This window comes from Halococcoides cellulosivorans, assembly GCF_003058365.1.
Lineage (GTDB): Archaea > Halobacteriota > Halobacteria > Halobacteriales > Haloarculaceae > Halococcoides > Halococcoides cellulosivorans.
In genome coordinates, this window is sequence record NZ_CP028858.1 from 1197350 (window position 1) to 1212695 (window position 15346).

Here is a 15346-nt window from a genome sequence, read left to right on the forward strand (position 1 = left end):
CGGCCCGCGGGACCGTCAACGTGGCGTCGTCACGCCAGCGTGTAGCGCTCGAAGCGGCGGGCCGCCACGGCGAGACTCGCCACGCCGCAGACGGCGAGCAGCGTGATCGACGCGACGAGCCCAGTGATCGCTACTGGGGTGACCGACACGCCGATCAGGTCCGCCAGGGGCCCCGCCGCGTACGTCCCCACGAGACCGGGCGCGAGCACGACGCCCGCGACCAGCAGGTAGCCCGCGAACGCCCACCCGCTCGGAACGACCACTTCGGTGCCACTGACCTCGTTGGTCTCGAATTTGGGAAGGTACGCGCCGATCCCGGTCGCGATCGCCGGGAGCGCGAGCGCGCTCGCGACCGCGAGTGCGCCACCCGTCGCGAGGACGAGCGGGGCCGTTCCGAGCGCGATTCCGAGGACTCCGACGAAGATGACGGTGAGCACGACGCCTGGCAACGCGCCCGCGAGCGCCAACCCGGTTACGAACGCCGTCCCCGACGGCGCGGCGATCAAGACGACGGGCAACACGTCGCCTTCACCGCCCAGTGGGTTGAGCGAGAACGCCGCGCCCGCGCCGACCGCGGTCGCCAGCCCCGCGCTGACCGCGAGCGTCGGGGGGATCGGATCGCCCGCGAACGCCGGCGTGATCTGGTAAATCAAAAAGAAGTACGGAAAGATCGCGAACTGCACGATGAACGGCGATCGGAGCGCGCGCAGCCAGGATTTGCGCGCGACGGCCGCGCCCGACGGCGGAAGCACGCTCGGCAGCAGCCAGTCGGTCCAGCGCGCACTCGACGCGCTCGCCTCGATTTGGACGCTGTCGAGATACCAGGTCCGCCCGGTCGCTTCGACCGTCGCCAGCGGGCCGGTGAGCATCGCGACGCCGAGCACGCCCGCCCCGACGAGACCGCGCAGCGGGTCTGCGGGCAGGCCAGGGACCACCAGGCCGACCAGGTCGGGCCACCAGCCCAGCGGTGTCTGGGCGGCGAGTGCGGCGGCCTGGCTCTGCCCGCCGGGCGCGTTGATGAAGCCGATCCACAGCGTCAGGCCGACCAGCGTCGTCGCGATTCCGAGGATCGACCGGTGTCGCGAGACGAACCGCGAGCGCGCCAGGACGTATCGGGCGGCCTGGCCGAGCGCGTACGCCCACGCGACGGTGGCGATCGTGAGCGCCAACACGGAGAGGCCGACCGCGCTCGCAGCGAGCAGCCCAGACACGACCGCCCCGGCGATCGACGGGCGCGTCGAGGCGACGCCCGCGCCGACCCCGATCGCGCCTGCGAGACCGATCACGCCCAGCGATGCGATCACACGCCCGGTCTCAGCGAGCACGACGCCCAGCGTGACCGTCCGGTGGTCGGTCGCGGTCAGGAGTCCGTCCAGCCCGTCGGGTTCGCCGGTCTTCTTGATCGCGCGCTGGAAGACGACGAAGGCGATAAAGCCGACCAGTCCGGCGGGCGCAGCGGCGAACGCGATCTGCCCGAACTCGGAGGGATCGGGGCCAGCGAGGTTCGCGGCGAGGAAAAAGCCTCCACCACCCGCGATCAGGCCGTAAAACAGCCCGAAGAGGAGGCCGCCGACGATCAACAGGACGCCGCGTGCGCTGTCGCGCAGTTGCCGCCAGGACCGTCTGAGTTCGGTGAGCGCGACGAGCGCGATGCCGTGTCGCGTCATCGGTCGGGCCCGCCGGTCACTTCGAGGAACACGTCTTCGAGCGTGCCCGCGCCGTCGCCTTCGACGCGGGCGATCAACTCGGCGGGCGACCCGTCGGCGACGAGTTCGCCGTCGTAGAGCACGCCCACGCGATCCGCGAGTTCCTCGACCACGCTCAGAATGTGCGTCGAGAGCACGACCGTCGTCTCGGCGTCAGCGATCTCACCGATCACCTCACGCACCGCCCGGGCGGCCCGTGGGTCGAGCCCGCTCGTGGGTTCGTCCAGAAAGAGCACGTCGGGGTCGTGCATCAGCGCCTGGATCAGACTCGTCTTCTGGGCCATCCCTTTCGAGTAGGTCTCGATGCGGTCGTCGGCGGCGTCGACCAGATCGAACCGGTCGAGCAACTCCGCGATCCGATCGTCCAGATCGGCCTCGCGGAGGCCCGCGACGTACGCGAGTTGCTCGCGAGCGGTCAACTCCTCGTACAGCGGCGGTGACTCGGGCAGGTAGCCGATGTGCTCGACGACTGCCGAGCGGTCGTCGATCGGCGTGCCCGCGATGGCGGCGGTGCCAGCCGTCGGCGTCGTCAGCGTCGTCAACATGCCCATCGTCGTGGTCTTGCCCGCGCCGTTCGGCCCGAGCAGCCCGAACACCGTCCCGCGCTCGACGCGCAGATCGAGGCCCTCGACGGCGACCGTGCCGTCGTAGACCTTTCGGAGCCCCTCGGTCTCGATGACGGGATCGTCCATGCGCTGGCTGGGACCGGCGGCCTCAAAAACGGTGGGTCACAGTCCGCCGACGGCGACCCACAATCCGGCGATCGCGGCGGTGCCGAACAATGTGCTCGCGACCGCGGCGTGACGAAGCCGATCGGCGTCGGGCGAACAGACGACCGCGCCGTGGCCGCTCTCGGGGTCGCCGGACTTGCACTCGGGCAGCATGTCGATGGCGACGTGGGTGAACACGCCCGTCGAGAGCCCGAAGAAGGCGGCCTGGACGCCGCCGCTCAGCGGCGGGACGAGTAAGGATGCGGGGATCGCCGCGAGCGCGACCGCCGCGGCGGGCACCACCAGTTGAATCGACGACTGGCCGCGATCGATGACCGCGGACGCGCCGGTGAATCCGGCGGGGAACTTGTGGGCGACGACGCCGAATCCGAACAGGGCGGTCAGCCCGGGCAGCGACCCGTAGAGGACGCCCATCATCGCCCCGGCGGCGACGGCGTGCAGCGTCAACTCGCCGGTGACCAGATCGATCGGCCAGTCGCGATGGGTCGCGTGATGGCCGATTTCGTGGGCGGCGTAGCCGACGAGATAGCCAACGGCGATCGCGAACCCGCCGATCTCGGCGTGCTGGCCGATCGCCTTCGGTGCGAGCAGTGCCATCGCACTCGCGAGCATCGCCCCACTCGATAGCCCGTACGCCCAGACAGTCCGTGTCGGTGACCCGAAGTCGCCGGCGACCCGCAGCGCGACGCCGGCCGCCATCGCGACGAACGCGAAGAGTGTGACGCCGACCAGCGTCGTCCGATCGTTGAGGAGGCCGACGCCGAGGACGGCGACCAGCGCGATCGTCGTGCCGATACCGATGACGAACGGCTGGCGGGACGGAGACGTCATATCGAGGACTCGTGAGAGCGATACAGGAAGGTTTCGAAAGGGCGTCGGTCACTACCGGTCGTCCGAGGAGCGGACGCCGAGTCGGCTCAGCACACGACGGGAACGCGTTGCGATCGCTCGCGAGAGGTCGGCCAGGCGCGATCGGAGGCCACCCGGCGGCGAGTCCTCGGGCGCGGCGGGCACGGCGCTCACGCGGTCGAAGACCGTCCGTGGATCGCCGTGTCGAGACCACGAGAGTCGAGTCTTCGCGACGACCCACAGGCGTCTGGGCATCGAGAGTGTGGGCCGAGAACTGACGACGTCACACGACTGGGCGCGGATCAGGCGGTGGTGTTCGGCGTACAGCACGGCGGCGGCCAGGACCGCGAACTGGCAATCGTCGGGCAAGTTTGCGATCCCGTCGACGCCGTGGCGATAGCGCCGTTCGGTCCGCCGGAGTTCCGAGCGGATCACGGCGCGCAACGCCGGCGAATCCGCCAGTCGCCGCACGTCGTCGGGGGTGAGTCCCTCCGCGGCGAGTGCGGATTCCGGCAGGTAGACCCGATCGAAGTCCACGACGTCCTCGCGGACATCACGCAGGAAGTTGGTCAACTGAAAGGCCTCAGCGAGCGCGCGGGCGTGATCGAGGGTCTCGGGGTCGTCACGGTCCATCACTGCACACATCATGTTTCCGACGGCGACCGCCGACCCACGGAGATACTCGTCGAGCGCGTCGTAATCTGCGAAATCGCTCGGGTCGACGTCGCGTGCCATCGCGTCGAAAAACGCCTCGATGTCTCTTTCGGTGAACCCGTGGCGGTCGGACAGGTCCCCGAACGCGTCGAGCACCGGCGATTCGGGCGGCCGGTCGCCGTGGGCCGCCGCGCGCATCTTTGCGAGGCGTTCGCGTCGGATCTCGGGGGCCGGCGGGTCTGGATCGTCGACGATTTCGTCGGCCTCGCGGAAGAACGCATACAGGACGTAGGTCGGCACTCGCACTCGCTCGGGGAGGAATCGCGTCGCGACGTGGAAGGTCACCCCTGTCTCTCGCTGGATCGATCGGCTCACGTCGATCGCGTCGTCGGATGCCCGATCGGAGAGGACCTCGTCCACCATCGTGTGGGGCATATCACGCCCTCCCTCAAAACCCTAGGCACGCGATCGCCACGTCACGTCGATCGGCCGCCCGCACGCACACTGGTCGGCCCCGCGCTCGACGGCGAGCGTGGCCGCAAAGCCGTCGCGTTCGATCCACGGTCGATCGCAGTCCGGACACCGAGTGTCGCTGGCAGGATGGCCGGGAACGTTCCCCACGTACACGTACTCCAGGCCGGCCTCGCGTGCGATCGCGGCCGCTCGATCCAGCGTCTCGACGGGCGTCGAGGGGTGATCGCTCATCTCGTGGGCGCCGTGGAATCGCGAGAAATGCACGGGCGTCGACGGGCCCATCGCGTCGCGGACCCACTCGACGAACGCCCGCAGTTCGTCCGCCGAATCGTTCACGTCGGGGATCGTCAGATATGTCAGCTCGACGTGGACGCCCGCCGCAGCCAACCGCTCGGCCCCCTCGCGACTCGGTGCGGCTTGCGCGCCCACGTACGCGCGATGGTCGTGTTCGTCCATGCCCTTGATGTCGACGTTGGCGGCGTCGAGGTACGGCCCGACCGCGGCGACGAACTCTTCGGTGAAATAGCCGTTCGAGACGATGGCGGTGAGCAGGCCCGCCTCCTGGGCCAGTCGTGCGGTATCACGGACGTACTCGGCGTAGATCGTCGGTTCGTTGTACGTCCACGCGACGGCCTCACAGTCCTGTTCGCGGGCGGCCTGGACTGCCTCCTCGGGCGAGACCGATCGGAGTGAGACCTCCTCGGGGTCGGCGTGAGCGATGTGGTGGTTTTGACAGAATTTGCATGCGAAGTTACAGGACGCGCCGCCGAAGCTCAGAATCCGGCTCCCGGGCGCGACGTGGTACAGGGGCTTTTTCTCGATCGGATCGGGCGTCCCTGGCGGTCCGACCGGACTGTCGTGGACCAGTCCGTAGGTGTCCAGATACAGCGTTCCGTCGTGGTTGGTGCGGACCGAACAGATGCCGGTCTGGCCGGGGTCGAGCGTACATCGATGAGCGCACGCGGTGCAGGTGACCCGATCGCCGTCGGCGTCCTCGCTCAGGGTCGCTGGCTGACCACCGGCCGGATCGTCGGTCGCCATACGCTCGATAGGTGCTCAGAGACCAAATAGCCGTGTGAGACTCGTCCCGACCCAGACCCACTCAGGCGATGTCGCGGCTGGTGTCGATCGCGACTTCCTCTGCGAGGTTGAGTTTGATGATGTCCGTCGGGGCCCGCCCACCGCGGAACTTGGGGATAGCGAGACGGTTCTCGATGTCGTCACCGTCGACGGTCGTATCGAACTGGAAGATCACGTCTGCGAAGTGCTCGGTGCTGTCCCGGAGCGGTGGGACCTGCCGGCCGTCGAGACAGTGCAGGATGGCGAGACTCCCCGTATTGAAGATGTGGTTCTGGAGGTCGTTCATGAAACTCCGGAACCGCGACGGCGGTTCCTGTGCTTCGAGGACGTCCAGCGGGTCGATGATCAGATTCGACGCTTCGGGCAGTGCACTCACGAGTTTGCCGGCGTTGTCGAGCGGGGCCTCCCCCGAGACGTGTCGAATCGTCGGCTCGCCGGTCTCGGCGGGCGTGTACTCGATCGCGTCCCTGACCGCCTCCTCGGAGCGATCCAGCGACAGATACAGCGTCCCACGCACGGCTGTCAGTTCGTATAGAAATAGCTCTGCCTGGCTGGCCGGCGTCGCGTTGACCACGACGATGCTGCCGGCCGGAATACCGCCCCCGAGTTTTCGATCGAGGACGTCGACGCCCGTTCGCAGCCGATCTTTCATTCTTTGCTGTCCCTAGGGATCGTTATTGATTAAAGATTCCGGCCAGTTACGCCTCTCAAGAAATTGGAAAATTGATCGAGGTCGTCGAGATTTCCTTCCAAAGAGGCTTCGATTCGACGTCGTGCCCAGATCGGGACTTTCAAGGTCGTTTGCGGCGGGCTATTCACCGATGCGCCACGAGGACATCATCAGCGCCAAACAGCTCTCTCGGGCGGACATCGAGGGGGTTCTCGACCGGGCGGCCGAGATCGCGGCCGATCCCGCAGCGGTGGCCGACCGCCACGCGAACGCCCTGTTGGGCCTCTGCTTTTTCGAGCCCAGCACGCGCACGAAGATGAGTTTCGCGGCCGCGATCAAGCGACTCGGGGGCGACGTCGTCGACATGGGGACGGTCGAATCCTCCAGCGTCAAGAAAGGCGAGAGTCTCGCGGACACGGTCCGCGTGGTCGAAGGCTACGCCGACGCACTCGTCTTGCGCCATCCGATGGAGGGGTCGGCCCAGATGGCCAGCGAGTTCGTCGACGTGCCGTTGATCAACGCGGGTGACGGCGCGGGCCAACATCCCACCCAGACGTTGCTCGACCTGTATACGATTCGCGAGGCGGCGGGCCTGGACGACGTCTCGATCGGGATCGTCGGAGATCTCAAGTACGGGCGCACGGTCCACTCGCTCGCCCACGCGCTCACCAACTTCGACGCGACCCAGCATTTCGTCAGTCCAGAGAGCCTGCAACTGCCCCGGAAGGTCAGATACGACCTCCACGAGGCGGGCGCGACGATCCGCGAACACACCGATCTCGACGCGATCGTTCCCGAGGTCGACGTGCTCTATATGACCCGGATTCAAGAGGAGCGATTTCCCGACGAGAGTGAGTACCGCGAGGTGGCCGGTGAGTACCGGATCGACACCACGACGCTGGCCGCGGCGGCCGACGACCTCACGGTGATGCATCCGCTGCCACGCGTCGACGAGATCGCCCCCGAGATCGACGACACCGATCACGCGGCGTACTTCGAACAGGCCCACAACGGCGTCCCGGTGCGGATGGCGCTGCTCGACCTCCTCCTGGAGGCCCAGTCATGAGCGATCAGCAACTCCGTGTCTCGAAGATCGAAGACGGCACCGTCATCGACCACATCACCGGTGGACAGGCGTTGAACGTCCTCACGATCCTGGAGATCACGGGCCGCGCGGGCGTCCCCGTCAGCGTCGTGATGCACGTTCCGAGCGACCACCTCTCCACCAAGGACATCGTGAAAATCGAGGGTCGGGAGTTGAGTGAAGCCGAAGTCGACGTGCTCAGTCTGATCGCGCCATCCGCGACGATCAACATCATCCGCGACTACGAGGTCGTCGACAAGCGACGCGTCACCCGCCCCGATCGCGTGATTGGCGTCCTCCACTGCCCGAACCCCAACTGCATCTCCACGAAGGACGAACCTGTCGAGTCGAACTTCGAAGTGCTCGACGACGCCGTCCGGTGTGCGTACTGCGATACGATCGTCCGAGACGACATCGCCGCCCTGATCGACGACGCGTGAGCGGGCCACGCCGACCGCCAGCGCACTTTTTGGGCTGACCCGCGTAGGAGAGGGGGTGACTCGCCACCCGACGACCGTCGACGACGGCACGATCTACGTCGGGGAGGGCGACGACCGGCTTCCGGTCGGTGATCTCGACCGCGTGATCGAAGCGGTCGGTGGGTTCTCCTGGACGATTCGGTACACCGACGCCGAGCGCGAGCGCCACCCCGGGATGGCGACCGACGACGCCGGCCTGACCGTCGACGTCGTCGACGTCATGCACGCGATGACTCATAGCGAGCGGTTTCGCGAGACGCTCGCGGCTCACCCGGTGGACCTCCCGGAGACAGCCCCACCGTCGTCGATCGCACCGCGAACGGGGCTGTTCGTCGGGAAACTGTTGGAGAACCTCGAAAACGGGATGCGGTGACTCGCCGCGGCGGCGGGCGGCTCAGACTTCCGCGAGGTCGAGATCGACCGCCGTGTGATCGAGCACGAGAACGACGATCGCGCCGACGAGAGCACTCCCGAGAAACGCCGTCACCGACGTCGTCGACACCGAGACGGCCTCACGTCCGAGCAGTTCAGCGATCGGCGCTCTGAGCGCGCCGACGACCAGGCCGATCAAAAAGAATAGCGTCGCCCGACGCGCTCGCAACAGTGCCCACTGGATCACGCGTGAAATCGTCGCGAGCCCCGTCAGGCCCCCGAGAATGAAGACGGAGGCGACGACGATCTGGTCGAACGGGAGGCTCGCACCGTCGAGGACGGCGCTCGCCAGGCCGTCCATGACGGATTTGAGCGTCTCGACCATGCGCTCGTACTGTCCGAGAATCACGAGGAGTAGCGATCCCGAGACGCCGGGGAGAATCATCGCGCTGACGGAGACTGCGCCCGCGACGAAGACGACGAGGAGTCCATCCCCCGAGAGCGGTGTCGACCGCCCCGAGAGTACCGCCGCGATCACGACGCCGACGAGCCCCATCGCGATCTCACGACCGGACTCCGGCGGGAGGCTTCGCAACAGAACGACCGCGGAGGCGGCGATCAGTCCGAAAAAGACGCCGTACAGCACGACGGGCGCGTTGGCGTTCGCGAAGTGGACGGCCCGCGTCACGAGCACGACCGCCGTGGCGACACCGGTGCCGAGAGCGATCAGAAAGCCCGCGTCGACAGTCATCAGCAGTCGGCGGGCGCGATCGATCGAGAACCCTTCACCGACGGGGATCAGCGATCGAACGCCGGTGAGAAATCGCTGTGGCGTGATCGCCGTGATCGCGCCGATGAGTCGCTCGTAGACGCCCGCGATCAGTGCGATCGTGCCGCCGGAGACGCCCGGGACGGCGTCGGCGGTCCCCATAAACAGCCCCACGACCGCCGCGCGAAGCAGGCTCACCGGGTCGAGCCAGTCCTCGCGATCGACGCGCGACTCCGCCGTTCCGTCTGACATGCATTGTGATTGGACGATCGCGGGCAAGTCGCTTCCGAAGCGTGACGGCAGCCTCAAGAGTCGTCCGCCCGTCCGAGGTGGCGTGTCGACGATCGATCTCGCCTGTGACCTCGTCGCAATTCCGAGCCACTCGACCGACGCGCGCGACGAACGGGCCGCCGGCGACGCTGTCGAAGCCTGGCTCCGCGAGCACACTGCGGCCACCGTCGAACGCGACGACGCGCCACGCGGCGGGAACGTGATCGCTCGCGCGGGGCCGTCCGGCGATCCCGATCTCGCCTTCGTGGGTCATCACGACGTGGTCGACCCGGCCGACGACCACTGGGCCGCGGATCGATTCCGGGTCGAGCGCCGCGATGGCCGCCTCTACGGGCGCGGGACCGCCGACATGAAAGGCTCGCTCGCTGCCGCGATGACGGCGTTCGCGGCGGTGGCCGACGACGCCACACGACCGGTCGCGTTCGTCTCGTTCACCGGCGAGGAATCTGGGGGCATCGGCTGTCGGTGGGCGATCGACCACGGATTCAGTCCAGAGCGCGCGGTCGTGCTCGAAGGCTCGACGGGGTACGGAAAAGAGGAGGCCCCTAGTGACGGGCCCCCTGGCATCGACGTCGCAGTCGCCCACAAGGGCCGCCGGGCGCTCACCGTCGAGGCCAGCGGAACCGCCGCTCACGCCAGCGTCGGCCACGACGCGGACAACGCGATCTATCACGCCATCGATGCGATCGACCGGTTGCGATCGGTCGATCCGCCCAGCCGCCAGATCGCCGGGCAGCGCGTCGACGGATCGGTCGCTGTCACCGAAATCGCGGGCGGAGACGCGTGGAACGTCGTCCCCGAGACCTGTACGGTCACCGTCGACGAGCGGACGATCCCCGGCGGACGGATCGACCTCGCGATGTTCGACGCCGTCGACGTGACGGTCGATCAGGATCTCCCGCCGATGGTCTGTGCCGACGAGTCGTTCGTCGAGCGTGCGGTCGCCGCCGCGAGTCGGGACCGCGATGCGCGTCGGATCGTCAAACCGCACGCGACCGATGCCGGGTGGCTGGCCGACCGTGCCGGGACGGACTGTCTGGTGATCGGGGCCGCCGAACCCGGCGAGGCCCACACCGACGACGAATCCGTCTCGATCGCCGCGATCGAACGCTGTCGGGAGATCTACGAGCGCCTCGTGCGTGATCTGGTGGTCTGAGGAGGCTGGCGTCGGTCGGCGCTACATATAGGCGGCGTCCCACCGGGTCGGCTTCCGGGCGTTCCCGCAGTTCGCACACTCGATACGGCCCATCGCGTCCATCGCGTTCGCGAAACTCTCGCAGTTGCTACAGAAATAGCCGTACCGCTGATCGCGCGCTTCGTCACTGTAGACGACGAACAGTGGGGCGATCGACCCGGTCTCGGCGTCGTCACGGTCGACGTAGACGGTCTGGCCGTCGGTCTCGACGGATTCGATCCCGCTGGGTTCGTCGACGTAGACGTACTCGATGTGGCTCCGGCCGGCGATCTCGCGTTCCTGCTGGCCGACGCGCTGGAGGCCGAAGTCCTCGTAGAAGCCCGTCCCCTCGCTGTTGTCCGCGAGCACCTGCGCCCGGAGGCGCGTCGCGCCGAGCTCGTCGAGTCGGTCGCGCGTGCCCTCGAACAGTCGGGTGCCGACGCCCGATCCCCGATAGGCGGGATCGACGTGCACCCAGAGGATCGTCGCGTCGTGACTGGTGTCGACGTCCTCGTGTGCGCCGCGAGCCTCGACGTGGGATTCGGTGAGCGTACTCTCCGAGAAGCCCACGACCTGATCGTCGATTTCTGCGACGAGCAAGAGGCGATCGTCGGCGTCGAGCGTCTCGGTCAGTCGGGATTCGGCGTACCACTCCTCGATGGCGTCGGTGATCGCCTGGGGACTCAGCGAATACGACGCCTGGATCGATCGGCGCGCGACGTCACGGATCGCCGGTCGGTCGGCCGGTTCTGCGGGTCGGCAGTTCATACGTGGGCCTCGTGGGCATGGCGCATAAAGGCTGTCACGCCGGCAGGTCCCCTGGAGGGACTGGGTGGGACCTCGCCACTCAACGGATCAGCGGTCGACCCATCGAGACTCGGAGAGCACTCGATCGGTGTGATCGCCCGATCCGATCGGAGGTCTCGATCAATGCGTTTACGATAGGGCCAGCAGACTCAGCATCCAATGATCGATCGCAAAACCCCACTGCACGTCCCGGTCGTCGTGAGCGTGTTCGTGGTCTACGTGGCGATCGGCCGGATCGTCGAGATTCCGATCTGGAGTCCGGCCGGGGCCGTCCTTGGCGCGGTGTTCAACATCGCTCTCTTCGGCGGCGTGTCCCACGCGGTGCTCGCCGCTCGGGGCCGGCCCGGCGACCTCTCGGTCCGCGCGCGGTGGCGGTACGTCCTGGCGCTGATCGCGTTCTTCGGCGCCCCGGTCGTCGTTGTCTCTCTGTTCGAGCGTGGCACGGCGGCGTGGATCGGTCCGGTCCTCGCCGGGTGGCTCCTTGTCGTGGTTGGCGGGTATTTCGCCGTGGAGATCCGCGCCGGCTACCGCGATTCGATCGATCAGTAGGATTCGTCTGCGTCGCCCATTCGGTCCGCATGTCGTCGAGGTCACGCTGGCGGTGCTCACGGCGCTCATCGAGAGCCGCCCGGAGCGTCTCGACTTTTTCGTCGCTCAGAACGCCCGCGAGGTCGAGGAGTGATCGATCGTCGGGGCAGTGATTGCTCATCGGCGTGTTCGAACAATCGACCACTGAACCACTAAGTACTTTCTCCGAGCCGGCATCCGACGGCTCGTCCCGCTACACGACCCGATTTGCCAGATCGCTCAGATCGTCGCCCGCGAGCACGCGTTCCACGTTCGGCGCGACGATGTCCGCGAGTCGATCGTAGTACGCGGGCGTGTGGCCCGCCACGTGCGCGCTGATCAGGACGTTCTCGAAGTCCCACAAGGGGTGCTCGGGCGGGAGCGGTTCGGGATCGGTCACGTCCAGGGCCGCGCCCGCGATGTGGTTGTCTCTGATCGCCGCGACGAGGTCGTCGGTGTCGACGACCGGGCCACGGGCGACGTTGACGAGCACCGCGTCGGTCGGCATGGTGAGGAAGGCGTCCGCGTCGATCAGGCCACGCGTCTCCTCGGTCAGCGGCGTCGCGAGCGCGACGTACTCCGATCCCGCGAGTGCGTCGTGGATCCGATCGAATCCGACGACCTCGTCGGTCGGTCCACCCTTTTCGGGCGAATACCGGACGCCGACGGTCTCGACGTCGAACGCCGCCAGCCGATCGGCGAGCGTCCGGCCGATCGCGCCGAGTCCGACGATGGCGACGCGACTGCCGGTGAACTCGCGAGCCTGATAGGAGCGCCACTCGTGGCGCTGCTGGCGACGCCGCGCGGTCAGGAACTTCCGGGTGAACGTGAGAAAGGCCCCGATCACGTGCTCGGCGATGTTCGGGCCGTGGACGCCCGACGCGTTCGTGACCGCAATGTCGCGGTCGGCCAGCGTCTCACGGGGAAGGTGGCCGGTGCCGGCGTACGTGCAGGCGAACAACTCGATCGCGTCCGCCGCGTCGAGCAGCGACTCGTCGATCGAAAACCCCGTCACGACTGGCGCGCTCTCGACGAGCGATCGGGCGTCGGCGGGCGTCTCGGCCCGCGCGATGCCGACGTGTGGGAGACGGTCGCGCAGTGCGTCGGCGTATCGTTCGGGTGCCATGCCGTGGGGTTTGCCGCGCAGGACGACCACGTCGGGGTCGGTCCGGGAACTGTGTGACGTCGGATCGTCGGCGCTCATACTCGGGCGGGGGTGGCCCGCCCCCAAAAGACTGCCGTCCGTCTCCTGACAGACTCCAGGTGTCGTAACCCTAAAGAGTCAGTCGTCCGTTTATAACCACAATGACTGACGCACACGCGACGTTGCGGAGGAGGTGGTGCTGTGGGTGTCGAAATCCGTGAGCGGCCCGTCACCGACGAGGAGTACGCGGCCATGGAGCAGTTCGTCTGGGAGTATCTCCGCGCGAGTGTCGAAAACGAAGAAGAAGGCGGACGGATGCGGTGGTACCCCTGGCACTCCGCGACCTACCGGTTCAACCACATCCGGAACGTGGTCGATCTCGCGGTCGAACTCGCCCGCGAGGAGGGCGCGAACCCCGACGTGGTTCGGGTCGCCGCACTGTTCCACGATATCGCGAAACTCGAAGCCGAACAGGACGAACACGCCGACGCAGGCGCACACGTCGCCCGGGAGTACCTGACGACACACGTGGACTACCCCCAGTCCTTTATCGATCAGGTGTGTTCGGCCATCGAGGACCACTCCTATCAGGGCCCCGTGACGGACCTGCCGCTGGAAGCGCAGTGTCTCATCGAGGCCGACGTGCTCGACAAGGTCGGCGCGAACGGCATGACGCTGCTCTTCCTCCGGATGGGCTACGAGGCCCGGACGCACATGGACAGCGCGGAGATGGTGAATCGCGTGCTCGAACGCGGCCAGGACGCCCAGGAGCGCATCGCGAGTGACGCCGCCGAGAGCGTCGCCCACCGCCGGATGAAACGCGTCCGGTGGTTCAAAGAGTGGCTCGAACTGGAGGTCGCTGGCATGGACGCCGAGGGACCGGCCCGGCCGAGTGACGACGCCGAACCCGGCGCCTAGAGCAGGAGGCCGCCGGCCTGGACGAGAAAGGCGACACCGAACCCGGCGAGCACGAGCGCGCTCCCGGCGGCGATCAGCGTCGCGAACCGCTCGATCCGACGGCCGAGTGCGACGAGGGCGGCCGGGAACGCGACGATCCAGACGGCGATGCCGGCGAACAACCCGACGATGAGGAGTGGGTCGCCCGTCCGGACGACAATTTGGCCAGCGAGACTCTCGTGAGCGACGCCGAGCACGTCGACGTCGCCCGGGTCGAGCAGTCCGACGCCGACGGTCAGCCAGAAGACGATCTGAAACGGGTTCGTCATCGCGAGGACGAACGCACGCCGGAACCCGCGAACGTCGCTGTCGTCCGTCTCGGCCGGTGCGATGCCCTCGACGGTCGTCCAGCCGGCGGTTCGGACCGCGTCGATGGCAAAGTAGCACATGAGGACGCCGCCGATCGCCAGCATGGCGCCCCGGAGCAGTGTCACGTCGCGGACGACGGCGACGACGCCGACGAGCGCGAGGCCCAGAAAGATGGCGTCGGCGGCCATCGCGCCCAGGCCGGCGATCACGCCCGATCGCATCCCGTTGCGGACGCTCTCCTCAGCGATGACGGCGTTCATCGGGCCCGGCGGGACCGCGAGCGCCAGGCCGAACACCGCGCCAGCGACTGTCGTCCAGAGTGCCGTCGCGAGAGCCATGACTCTCGAATCGCTGGCGAATTCTGAAAAGTCACGCGGTCGCACCGTCCGCGACCGTCACTGAAAGCCGATCGGTTGGACGCTCGAACTCTCGTCGCCACCCTGGCTCATCTCGCGGGCCAGCCGTTCGCGTGCCTCACCGATCTCTTCGGCCTGTTCGATCAGCGATTCGGTTTCGAGGCCGATCCCCGTGATCGGCACGATCGCCCGGTCCAGGAACTGACGCGCGGCCTCGGGGTCTGGGAACTGTGGGGTCGTCTCGACGATGATCCCGACCGCGTCGACCGACTGGCGGATCGCGGCGTAGAGCAGCGCGCCCGTCGGGCCGGTGATCGCACCGCTGTCGGCGGGGTCGTCCACGTCGAGATCGGTGAGAAACCCACTGGCGTCGCCGGTCGCGACACCGATGACCTGTCGGTCGTCGACGTCCTCCACACTGTCGATATCGTCGACGCTGTCGCCGTTTTCGACGCCTTTCCCACTCACGTACAGCGGGAGGATGTCTTCGTCGTCGAGGAACTGTGTCAGACACGCGGCGAAGTCCTCGGCGGTCGACGGCGAGACGGGGACGTCGCTCTGGAGGACGATCACGTCGCCCGATTCGTCGGCGTGAATGCGCACCGGGGCGCGCACGGTCGTCGTCTCGGTCCGGTAGGTCGCGACTTCGGGAAGCCCGTCGCAGTGGCAGGTCCCGACGTGGGCCAGATCGAGCGATTCGACGAGGTGATCGGCGGCGATCTTACCGACGAGGCCCTGTCCTGGAAGGCCGTCGATGAGAACGCCGCCAGAGAGGTCGATGCCGGCGTGAACGTCGACGTGTGCCATGTCAGGACGGACGCCGGTTCGGTGGTTAAATCCACGGGCCGGGATCACAAGGTGGCCGGTAAACCC

At 67.5% G+C, this 15346-nt stretch carries 17 protein-coding genes; 6 read left to right on the forward strand and 11 right to left on the reverse strand.

Going from position 1 to position 15346, the window contains the following annotated elements; translation table 11 throughout:
- Nucleotides 1–29: 29 nt before the first annotated feature.
- The 6 genes from HARCEL1_RS05870 to HARCEL1_RS05895 all read right to left on the reverse strand — a co-directional run bounded on the left by HARCEL1_RS05870 (nt 30) and on the right by HARCEL1_RS05895 (nt 6146).
- Complete coding sequence (locus HARCEL1_RS05870) at nt 30–1667, reverse strand: hypothetical protein (RefSeq protein WP_108381631.1); 1638 nt, start codon at nt 1665–1667, stop codon at nt 30–32.
- Nucleotides 1664–2398 (reverse strand): ABC transporter ATP-binding protein, encoded by a 735-nt coding sequence (locus tag HARCEL1_RS05875; protein WP_108381632.1) that lies wholly within the window; start codon nt 2396–2398, stop codon nt 1664–1666. The genes HARCEL1_RS05870 and HARCEL1_RS05875 overlap by 4 nt, the downstream gene beginning before the upstream one ends.
- A 36-nt stretch (nt 2399–2434) precedes the next feature.
- A complete protein-coding gene (locus HARCEL1_RS05880; protein WP_108381633.1) occupies nt 2435–3268 on the reverse strand; it encodes a ZIP family metal transporter in 834 nt (277 codons plus the stop codon).
- A 51-nt stretch (nt 3269–3319) separates the two neighbouring features.
- Nucleotides 3320–4375: a phytoene/squalene synthase family protein gene (locus HARCEL1_RS05885; protein WP_233357421.1), complete on the reverse strand. Its 1056-nt coding sequence runs from the start codon at nt 4373–4375 to the stop codon at nt 3320–3322.
- Nucleotides 4376–4396: 21 nt separating this feature from the next.
- Nucleotides 4397–5455, reverse strand: a complete 1059-nt coding sequence (gene amrS, locus HARCEL1_RS05890; RefSeq protein WP_108381634.1) for an AmmeMemoRadiSam system radical SAM enzyme — start codon at nt 5453–5455, stop codon at nt 4397–4399.
- Nucleotides 5456–5516: 61 nt separating this feature from the next.
- Nucleotides 5517–6146: an RAD55 family ATPase gene (locus HARCEL1_RS05895; protein WP_108381635.1), complete on the reverse strand. Its 630-nt coding sequence runs from the start codon at nt 6144–6146 to the stop codon at nt 5517–5519.
- 169 nt (nt 6147–6315) lie between these two features.
- Between HARCEL1_RS05895 and pyrB the strand changes: the two genes are divergently transcribed.
- The 3 genes from pyrB to HARCEL1_RS05910 are packed head-to-tail and all read left to right on the forward strand — an operon-like array spanning nt 6316 to nt 8100.
- Nucleotides 6316–7230 carry an aspartate carbamoyltransferase gene (gene pyrB / locus HARCEL1_RS05900; RefSeq protein WP_108381636.1) on the forward strand — a complete coding sequence of 305 codons (915 nt, stop codon included), beginning with the start codon at nt 6316–6318 and terminating at the stop codon, nt 7228–7230.
- Nucleotides 7227–7688 carry an aspartate carbamoyltransferase regulatory subunit gene (gene pyrI, locus HARCEL1_RS05905; RefSeq protein WP_108381637.1) on the forward strand — a complete coding sequence of 154 codons (462 nt, stop codon included), beginning with the start codon at nt 7227–7229 and terminating at the stop codon, nt 7686–7688. Before pyrB ends, pyrI begins: the two co-directional genes overlap by 4 nt.
- Nucleotides 7689–7743: 55 nt before the next feature.
- Complete coding sequence (locus tag HARCEL1_RS05910) at nt 7744–8100, forward strand: hypothetical protein (protein WP_108381638.1); 357 nt, start codon at nt 7744–7746, stop codon at nt 8098–8100.
- Nucleotides 8101–8121: 21 nt separating this feature from the next.
- Here the strand turns inward: HARCEL1_RS05910 and HARCEL1_RS05915 are convergent, their stop codons facing one another.
- The gene (locus tag HARCEL1_RS05915) at nt 8122–9120 is read right to left on the reverse strand and encodes a DUF368 domain-containing protein (RefSeq protein ID WP_233357422.1); all 999 of its coding nucleotides are present in this window, start codon (nt 9118–9120) and stop codon (nt 8122–8124) included.
- 82 nt (nt 9121–9202) lie between these two features.
- Here HARCEL1_RS05915 and HARCEL1_RS05920 point away from each other — a divergent pair, with 82 nt between their 5' ends.
- The gene (locus tag HARCEL1_RS05920) at nt 9203–10315 is read left to right on the forward strand and encodes a M20 family metallopeptidase (RefSeq protein WP_233357423.1); all 1113 of its coding nucleotides are present in this window, start codon (nt 9203–9205) and stop codon (nt 10313–10315) included.
- Nucleotides 10316–10336: 21 nt separating this feature from the next.
- On the opposite strand, the gene HARCEL1_RS05925 is transcribed toward HARCEL1_RS05920, so the two are convergent.
- Nucleotides 10337–11101 carry a GNAT family N-acetyltransferase gene (locus tag HARCEL1_RS05925; RefSeq protein ID WP_108381640.1) on the reverse strand — a complete coding sequence of 255 codons (765 nt, stop codon included), beginning with the start codon at nt 11099–11101 and terminating at the stop codon, nt 10337–10339.
- Between the two features lie 198 nt (nt 11102–11299).
- On the opposite strand from HARCEL1_RS05925, the gene HARCEL1_RS05930 reads away from it, so the two are divergent.
- Nucleotides 11300–11689, forward strand: a complete 390-nt coding sequence (locus tag HARCEL1_RS05930) for a hypothetical protein (protein WP_108381641.1) — start codon at nt 11300–11302, stop codon at nt 11687–11689.
- 232 nt (nt 11690–11921) lie between these two features.
- Here the strand turns inward: HARCEL1_RS05930 and HARCEL1_RS05935 are convergent, their stop codons facing one another.
- Nucleotides 11922–12911, reverse strand: a complete 990-nt coding sequence (locus tag HARCEL1_RS05935; RefSeq protein WP_108381642.1) for a D-2-hydroxyacid dehydrogenase — start codon at nt 12909–12911, stop codon at nt 11922–11924.
- 141 nt (nt 12912–13052) lie between these two features.
- Here HARCEL1_RS05935 and HARCEL1_RS05940 point away from each other — a divergent pair, with 141 nt between their 5' ends.
- Nucleotides 13053–13769, forward strand: a complete 717-nt coding sequence (locus tag HARCEL1_RS05940; protein ID WP_108381643.1) for an HD domain-containing protein — start codon at nt 13053–13055, stop codon at nt 13767–13769.
- Here HARCEL1_RS05940 and HARCEL1_RS05945 read toward each other — a convergent pair.
- Nucleotides 13766–14455, reverse strand: coding sequence for a LysE family translocator (locus tag HARCEL1_RS05945; RefSeq protein ID WP_108381644.1), 690 nt, complete (start codon nt 14453–14455; stop codon nt 13766–13768). The genes HARCEL1_RS05940 and HARCEL1_RS05945 overlap by 4 nt on opposite strands.
- Before the next feature lie 57 nt (nt 14456–14512).
- Nucleotides 14513–15280, reverse strand: coding sequence for a proteasome assembly chaperone family protein (locus HARCEL1_RS05950; RefSeq protein WP_108381645.1), 768 nt, complete (start codon nt 15278–15280; stop codon nt 14513–14515).
- Between the last annotated feature and the right edge of the window lie 66 nt (nt 15281–15346).

Excerpts from the sequence above, each read along its gene's own strand:
- HARCEL1_RS05885 (WP_233357421.1), bottom strand. The coding sequence starts at position 4,375 with ATGCCCCACACGATGGTGGACGAGGTCCTCTCCGATCGGGCATCCGAC.
- amrS (WP_108381634.1), bottom strand. The coding sequence starts at position 5,455 with ATGGCGACCGACGATCCGGCCGGTGGTCAGCCAGCGACCCTGAGCGAG.
- HARCEL1_RS05945 (WP_108381644.1), bottom strand. The coding sequence starts at position 14,455 with ATGGCTCTCGCGACGGCACTCTGGACGACAGTCGCTGGCGCGGTGTTC.
- HARCEL1_RS05895 (WP_108381635.1), bottom strand. The coding sequence starts at position 6,146 with ATGAAAGATCGGCTGCGAACGGGCGTCGACGTCCTCGATCGAAAACTC.
- HARCEL1_RS05915 (WP_233357422.1), bottom strand. The coding sequence starts at position 9,120 with ATGTCAGACGGAACGGCGGAGTCGCGCGTCGATCGCGAGGACTGGCTC.
- pyrI (WP_108381637.1), top strand. The coding sequence starts at position 7,227 with ATGAGCGATCAGCAACTCCGTGTCTCGAAGATCGAAGACGGCACCGTC.
- HARCEL1_RS05930 (WP_108381641.1), top strand. The coding sequence starts at position 11,300 with ATGATCGATCGCAAAACCCCACTGCACGTCCCGGTCGTCGTGAGCGTG.
- pyrB (WP_108381636.1), top strand. The coding sequence starts at position 6,316 with ATGCGCCACGAGGACATCATCAGCGCCAAACAGCTCTCTCGGGCGGAC.
- HARCEL1_RS05925 (WP_108381640.1), bottom strand. The coding sequence starts at position 11,101 with ATGAACTGCCGACCCGCAGAACCGGCCGACCGACCGGCGATCCGTGAC.
- HARCEL1_RS05950 (WP_108381645.1), bottom strand. The coding sequence starts at position 15,280 with ATGGCACACGTCGACGTTCACGCCGGCATCGACCTCTCTGGCGGCGTT.
- HARCEL1_RS05875 (WP_108381632.1), bottom strand. The coding sequence starts at position 2,398 with ATGGACGATCCCGTCATCGAGACCGAGGGGCTCCGAAAGGTCTACGAC.
- HARCEL1_RS05935 (WP_108381642.1), bottom strand. The coding sequence starts at position 12,911 with ATGAGCGCCGACGATCCGACGTCACACAGTTCCCGGACCGACCCCGAC.
- HARCEL1_RS05870 (WP_108381631.1), bottom strand. The coding sequence starts at position 1,667 with ATGACGCGACACGGCATCGCGCTCGTCGCGCTCACCGAACTCAGACGG.
- HARCEL1_RS05880 (WP_108381633.1), bottom strand. The coding sequence starts at position 3,268 with ATGACGTCTCCGTCCCGCCAGCCGTTCGTCATCGGTATCGGCACGACG.